A 6,035-nucleotide genomic window follows, 5' to 3' on the forward strand; every position below is an offset into this window, starting at 1 on the left:
AATGAGGGCGTTCACAGAAAACGTGCCGTAAAGCAAACGCCCCGCTGCCCGTTTTGGCGGGCAGCGGGGCGCAGAATACGCGCATCTTGTTTAAAAATCCGTTCAGGGAAATTTTTAAGAATAAAGTTACCCCGCTCGGCCGTGTAGACCCCGTTATAACCTGCACCTTTACGGACAGGTGGGTCGCCTCCAGCACGCTTTATCGCTTCCAACATCCAGCCGCAAACAGCAGCCGGGAGGCCTGCGAACCACGGTCTGATCCGGCATCCCTTATAACGAAATGTGGGTTAAAAAAGGCCTATCACGCACCGCGCAGGGTTTCTTGTGCACAGTTACATCTTGGTTACGGAAAGAAGATCGTCAGGAGTCTTCGTCCTCCTCGTCCTCAAACAGGGCTTCCATGAACAAATCGTACACCGCGTCCAGCTCTTCATCGGAGTCTAAGGTGGAAAGCAGCTCTTCGCCGTTTTCTGTCAGGACCTTCAGAATCACAAGACCGGTATCGGGATCTTCTTCGTCGGAGTCCTCCGTCTCGGCGGGAAAGAAAGCCATGTATTTCTGTCCGTTGTGCTCCAGCGCGTCCACGAGTTCCAATTCGATATCGTTTCCGTCCTCATCGGTGATGGTGACAAAAGTGGGGCTAAACTCCTCGCTCATAGAGGTGCCTCCTTACGGTTAGTTTCGTTGAATGTATTGTACCCGCTCCATCGGAAAAATGCAAGTGAATCAGGTGTGCAAATCGTGGGAAAATGAAATTTCGAGGCAGGTAATTTTTCCTGTATATAAAAATTTTCCCTGAATTAAGGAACTTTTATCAAGAAAAAAGCGACAATTTTGGTGTTGACAGGAATGGTAAAATGAAAGATACTATGGCGTATTATGTGCAGCCGTTTTGCCAAGGGAGGGTGAATCGACTGCTCCCCTGAACTAAGGAAAAGGAGGTGTTCTGCAATGGAAGAGCACGGCAGACACCGGGAATCGTCCCAGCCCCATGAGCACCGCCGCCGCCGCAGGTCCGCAAAAAATCCGATGGATACAATCTGGTTTGTAGTCCGGACCCTGCTGTTGGTTGGCATTCTCTCCGGCGCGATGATTGCCGGTATTTTCATGTATTATGTGAAAACGACGCTGACGCCCGCTTTGGACATCAATGCCGACGACTATACCATGAACCTCAGCTCTGTCATCATGTATGAGAACAGCGAGACGGGGAACTGGGAAGAATTGCAGATGATTTACGGCGACGAAAACCGTATCTGGGTGGATTACGACCAAATTCCCAAGACCATGTGGGAAGCGGCAGTGTCCATCGAGGATGAACGTTTCTTCGGCCACCACGGCGTGGACTGGCTGCGGACCGCCAGAGCCACGACAAATCTGTTTTTCCGCACCAGCAGTACATTCGGCGGTTCCACCATTACGCAGCAGTTGCTGAAGAACATGACCCACGACGACGACAACACGGTGAACCGCAAGGTACGGGAGATTTTCCGGGCGCTGGAGTTTGAGAAAAAGTATTCCAAGGAAGAAATTTTGGAGCTGTATCTCAACCACATTTATCTGGGCCAGAAGTGTTATGGTGTGCAGACTGCCGCGCAGTTTTACTTCGGCAAGGACGTGTCGGAGCTGTCGACTGCGGAGTGCGCCAGCATCATTGCAATCACCAATAATCCCTCGCTGTACGGACCCATGTCCACCGTCGTTATCACCAACAAGGAAACCGGCGTGAGAAAAACGGCCCGGGAGATGAACAGGGACCGCCAGCAGAATATCCTGAAAAAGATGCTGGAGCTTGGATACCTGAGTCAGGAGGAATACGACCAGGCGGCGAATGAGGAGCTGAAGTTCACCGACGGCTCCGTCTCCGCGCAGGAGCTGGTGGCCGCCGATAATGTTGAAAAAAGCGGCGGAACCTCCACTGGCATTAACTCCTATTTTGTCGATAAGGTGATTCTGGACGTCTCCGAGGACTTTGCCAAGCAGCTTGGCATTACCACCGGGGCGGCGCGCAAGCGGCTTTACAACGGCGGTTATACGATTTACTGCACCGTGGACCCGCATATTCAGGAAATTGCCGAGTCCGTGTATCAGGAGCGCGCCAATTTGGACGTGACCTCCTCTAGCGGACAGGAGCTTCAGTCCGGCATCACCATCGTAGACCCCACCACCGGCAATGTAAAGGCCATGGTGGGCAAGGTGGGCACCAAGCAGGATAATCTGGGCTGGAACTATGCCGTGGGCAAGCGTCAGTGCGGCTCCGCCATCAAGCCCATCACGGTATATGCCCCGGCGCTGGACGCCGGAGTGGTTACCATGGCGTCCACCTTTGACGACTATCCCGTGCGCCTGTTGAACGACAACCCGTGGCCAAAAAACTCCCCTCAGGGCTATAAGGGCTGGACAACCCTTTCAAGCGGCGTTGCAAACTCCGTCAACACCGTGGCTGTTCAGGTAATCGAAAAGCTGGGCGTTAAAAATTCCTTTGACTTTGCCACGGAGAAGGCAAATTTGGATTTGGTGGCAGACGACATTAACACGGCGGCGCTGGGTCTGGGTGGCCTGACCTACGGTGTTTCAACCGAGGAAATGGCTGCGGCCTTCGCGGTGTTTGCCAACGGTGGCGTGTACAACTCTCCACGTCTTTACACGAAGATGGAGGACAGCAACGGCAATGTGATTCTGGACAACGAGACGGAAACCCATGTTGCTGTGAAGGAAACGACCGCCTATTTCATGAATCAACTGCTTCAGGGCGTGATGAACGGAGGAACGGCTTCCCGGTACAAGCTTTCCGGTATGACCAGCGCCGGTAAAACCGGTACCACCAGCGATAATAAGGACCGGTATTTCGTGGGCTACACGCCCTATTATGCCGCGGCGGTCTGGTGCGGCTATGACAAGCCCGAGCGCATCAGCTATTCCGGAAACCCCGCCGCCTCCATGTGGCAGAAGGTCATGCAGAAAATTGCGGACGAGCAGGAGAACAAGTCGTTCACCAAGCCCAGCAGCGGCCTTGTTAAGGTGACCGTGTGCGCCGACAGCGGCCTTTTGGCCACGGACGCCTGCGCGTCGGACCTGCGGGGCAGCCGCGTGCGGGAGGTGGAGGTGGCTGCGGGAACCGCCCCTGTGGAGGAGTGCAGTCTCCATAAATTCTACGACTATTGCACCGAGGGCAAGGTCCTTGCTACGCCGCTGTGCCCTGCGGCCAGCGTGAAGCCGGTTGCCCTGCTGGACTATACCCGGGTGGACTACGGTCCCAGCATCAAGGCGGACGACGACGCCTATCTGATTGGTTCCTTGCAGACAAAGTTGGAGGACGGGACGGTTGTGATTCCGCCTTGTCCGGTTCATCAGGATGGCGTCCTGCCCACCGACCCCGACGGCGAAGGGGAGACGACGGTTCCTGAAGATGGAGGAGACACGGGGCTTGCCCCGCCGCCGAAGACTGAGCCCGGCGGAATCGGCTCCGGTGGCGGAACGACTTCTCCGACAGAACCCACGCTGCCAACAGAGCCGTCCGAGCCTTCTTCCGGGATAGACGATTGGATTAACAACGTCTGGAACACGGGAAACTGATACAGCATAAAAACCGCCGCACGGCTGTGCGGCGGTTTTTCATATGTGCGGAACCAAAGGCGCGCAGTTTCGCGGATAAAGGCTGGCGCGAAATCCATGGTGCGAGAACACCCGAGGACATCGAATCACTTAATTTTTGCCGTTTTGTAAAATCAGGCCGCGGGGTATGGACATTTCACCGAAAAATTTTCCCGGAGGACGGAGAAATTCTTGTGTTTGTGCATTGCAACCTGCCGGCTTCTATGGTAAACTAATCAAAGTATAAGGACAAATGACCATGGGAGGCGGACGGAATGGGCAGAGAGGTCAAATTCTATATTGTAGCGGCGGACGCCCTGCCGGAGATTTTTGTGAAGGTGGCCGAAGCCAAGCGCATGATCCAAACCGGCGAGGTAAACACGGTGGGCGCCGCCACCCGATTGGCGGGCATCAGCCGCAGCGCGTTCTATAAGTACAAGGATTCCGTGCAGCCCTTCAACGATTTGAAATCGGAGCACATCATCACGTTTTACGGGATGCTGAAGGACGCGCCGGGCGTGCTGAGCCGTGTGCTGTCAGGTTTCGCGGGGGCGGGCGCCAACATCCTAACCATCAATCAGAGCATTCCCACCAACGGCTGCGCCGCCGTCACCGTGTCTGCGGAAACCTCGGACATGGAGATGACGCTGGAGGCGTTTTTGGAGCAGGTTTCCGAAGTGGAGGGCGTGGTCCGGTTTGAAGTGCTGGCCGGATAAAAACAGCGAAAGGATCGATCCATGAGTAAGATTGCAATTTTGGGCCTTGGCACGGTAGGGACCGGCGTAGCCAAGGTAGTGGCGGAAAATGCCCGGCAGATCGAGCGGAAGCTGGGGGAGCCACTGAGTGTGAAGTCCGTTCTGGTCCGACATTTTAAGGACGGCCCCTACCGCCAGCTTATGACTGACGATTTTGCAACCATTGAGCGGGACGATGAAATCCGCGTGGTGGTGGAGACAATCGGAGGGACAGAGGCGGCGTACGAGTATACCAAGCGGGCGCTGGCGGCGGGAAAGCATGTGGTGACCGCCAACAAGCAGTTGGTGGCTGAAAAGGGCTGGGAGCTGATGGAGCTGGCCCAAAAGAACAACGTGAACTACCTATTTGAAGCCAGCGTGGGCGGCGGTATCCCGGTGCTGCACCCGCTGACGGAGTGCCTGTGCGCCAACCGGGTGGATGAGATTTTCGGGATTCTCAACGGTACCACCAATTACATTCTCACCCGCATGGTCCGCACCGGCGCCTTTTTTTCCGATGCGCTGCGGGAAGCGCAGGCCAAGGGCTATGCCGAGGCAGACCCCACCGCCGACGTGCAGGGCATTGACGCGGGTCGAAAAATCTGCATTCTGGCGGATTTGGCTTTTGGCGCGCAGGTGCGACCGGAGGATGTTCCTATGGAGGGAATCACGAAGCTGTCCCTCCGGGACGTGAAGGTGGCCCAGCGGGCGGGCTACCGCATCAAGTTGCTGGGCCGGTGCCTGCGGATGCCCGGCGGAGGGCGCACTGCCTACGTTGCGCCCCATCTGGTGCCGGAGGAGCACCCGATGGCCAACGTGGAGGATGTCTACAACGCCGTGGCCGTCCAGGGCAGTGCCGTGGGCGAGGTGATGTTTTACGGCAGTGGCGCGGGAGAGCTGCCCACGGCTTCGGCCTGCGTGTCGGACGTGATGGAGAGCCTGCGCCGCAGTCCCCGGCAGGAGGGGCTTGGCTGGAGCGGCGACGCCGACGGGTTTGTAGACCCCGCAGAGGTGTCCACCCGCTTTTATTTCCGCATTGAGGGCAGCCTGATGGACGCGGCGATGGCCTTCGGTCAGGTGGAGGTACTCAGCGAGGATGGAGAAACCGGGTTTTTGACGGATTCCATCCCTCTGCGGGAGGCGCTGGAAAAATCCGAATGCCTGAATGTACTTGCTCGGCTGCGGGTGCTGGGCTGAGCGGAACTGATTGACCGGTTATCCAGAGGAGAAGGGGTTAAAGCAAATGAGTTTGATTGTGCAGAAATTCGGCGGCAGCTCGGTGAAAAACGCCGAGCGTATCCGCCATGTGGCCGAGATTATCCAGCGGACCTATCAGGCCGGAAACGACGTAATTGTGGTGCTGTCCGCCCAGGGCGACACTACTGACGATTTGATTGAGCGGGCGCAGGAGATCAATCCCCGTGCCTCCAACCGGGAGATGGACATGCTCCTGTCGGTCGGAGAGCAGATATCCATTTCCCTGTGCGCCATGGAGCTGGAGCGGCGCGGCCTGCGCTGCGTGTCTTTGGCAGGATGGCAGGCAGGGGTCCAGACCTCTGCCGTGTACGGCGAGGCCCGCATCAAGCGGATAGACGCGGAGCGGATTCAGTCCGAACTGGACCAGCGCCGCATCGTTCTGGTGGCGGGCTTTCAGGGCATTGACCGCGCCGGAAACATTACCAGGCTGGGCCGGGGCGGGTCAGATAC

Annotated in this window: 4 protein-coding genes, 1 other RNA gene and 1 pseudogene; 4 read left to right on the plus strand and 2 right to left on the minus strand. The window is 56.9% G+C overall.

Annotation, left to right across the window (positions count from 1 at the left end):
- Positions 1–124 precede the first annotated feature (124 nt).
- A non-coding RNA gene (gene ssrS, locus B2W96_RS00555) (6S RNA) lies at positions 125–322 on the minus strand.
- A 38-nt stretch (positions 323–360) separates the two neighbouring features.
- Complete coding sequence (locus B2W96_RS00560; RefSeq protein ID WP_293007487.1) at positions 361–657, minus strand: DUF1292 domain-containing protein; 297 nt, start codon at positions 655–657, stop codon at positions 361–363.
- A gap of 294 nt (positions 658–951) precedes the next feature.
- Here B2W96_RS00560 and B2W96_RS00565 point away from each other — a divergent pair, with 294 nt between their 5' ends.
- The 4 genes and pseudogenes from B2W96_RS00565 to B2W96_RS00580 form a co-directional block, all read left to right on the plus strand.
- On the plus strand, positions 952–3,576 hold the full coding sequence (locus tag B2W96_RS00565; RefSeq protein ID WP_293007489.1) for a transglycosylase domain-containing protein: 2,625 nt from the start codon (positions 952–954) through the stop codon (positions 3,574–3,576).
- Between the two features lie 293 nt (positions 3,577–3,869).
- A complete protein-coding gene (locus B2W96_RS00570; RefSeq protein WP_293007491.1) occupies positions 3,870–4,310 on the plus strand; it encodes an ACT domain-containing protein in 441 nt (146 codons plus the stop codon).
- Positions 4,311–4,331: 21 nt separating this feature from the next.
- Positions 4,332–5,525, plus strand: a complete 1,194-nt coding sequence (locus B2W96_RS00575; protein WP_293007493.1) for a homoserine dehydrogenase — start codon at positions 4,332–4,334, stop codon at positions 5,523–5,525.
- Positions 5,526–5,571: 46 nt separating this feature from the next.
- A pseudogene (locus tag B2W96_RS00580) lies at positions 5,572–6,035 on the plus strand (aspartate kinase); the annotation flags it as partial.

The sequence above is a fragment of the Oscillibacter sp. UBA6647 genome (genome assembly GCA_002455655.1).
In the GTDB taxonomy this organism is placed as follows: domain Bacteria; phylum Bacillota; class Clostridia; order Oscillospirales; family Oscillospiraceae; genus Oscillibacter.

Coding starts and splice junctions, on each gene's coding strand:
- B2W96_RS00560 (WP_293007487.1), bottom strand. CDS start 657: ATGAGCGAGGAGTTTAGCCCCACTTTTGTCACCATCACCGATGAGGAC.
- B2W96_RS00570 (WP_293007491.1), top strand. CDS start 3,870: ATGGGCAGAGAGGTCAAATTCTATATTGTAGCGGCGGACGCCCTGCCG.
- B2W96_RS00575 (WP_293007493.1), top strand. CDS start 4,332: ATGAGTAAGATTGCAATTTTGGGCCTTGGCACGGTAGGGACCGGCGTA.
- B2W96_RS00565 (WP_293007489.1), top strand. CDS start 952: ATGGAAGAGCACGGCAGACACCGGGAATCGTCCCAGCCCCATGAGCAC.